Source organism: Oleiphilus sp. HI0066 (genome assembly GCF_001635725.1).
In genome coordinates this window covers 1-682 of record NZ_LWFH01001827.1, presented here as the reverse complement: position 1 = coordinate 682, position 682 = coordinate 1, and the positions used below count along the sequence as shown (strand labels likewise).

General features: G+C 47.8%; 1 protein-coding gene. It reads right to left on the bottom strand.

Features of this window, described 5'->3' with window-relative positions; genetic code table 11:
• On the bottom strand, positions 1 to 682 hold a 682-nt coding region (locus A3738_RS28400), incomplete at both ends, for a glutamate synthase-related protein (RefSeq protein WP_255376219.1).

Sequence of the window (682 nt, the reverse complement as noted above, 5' to 3'; positions counted from 1 at the left end):
CAGGGTGAGCAGTGCACTGCTCTTCAGTAAGTTCGTAGTTAAGATGGCGCTCTACATCAATACTGAATTGACCACCGGTTGTCTTATTACAGTTAGTCAGACGCGGGCCTTCGATTTCTAACGAAGCCAATTGCGCTTCGAAGAACCGTTCGTAGGCTTCGTCGATATAAGCTTGGTCTGGCTCAAAGTTGGCTTCAAGCGCGACCGCTTCTTCGTCTAACGTTTTGGCATTTGGTACGCGTAATAAGGCGCGCATATCCAACTGACCAATTAAGTTCGGGTGACGAATAAGTTGTAAAAGATCTGTACGGCCACGTACTTCACGCAAACTTGCAAAGCCGAGTTCTGCCAAGACTTCACGCACTTCGTGCGCTAGGTTAATAAAGTACTGTGCCAAGGCTCGTGGGTCGCCTTCGTATACTTCTGGGTTTGTTGTCAAACCTGCTGGGCATTTCACGTTACAGTTTTTCGCCATCACACACTTAAGCATCATCAGTGCGGTGGTTCCAAATTCAAAGGAATCACCACCGAGCATTGCAGATTTAACAACATCTAAACCTGTTTGATGGGCGTTTGAACAACGCAACACAACGCGGTCACGCAAGCCATTTGCAGTCAGTGCTTGATGTACTTCTGCGATACCTAGCTCTGCAGCACGCCCCGTGTTTTTCAAACTGGTTAC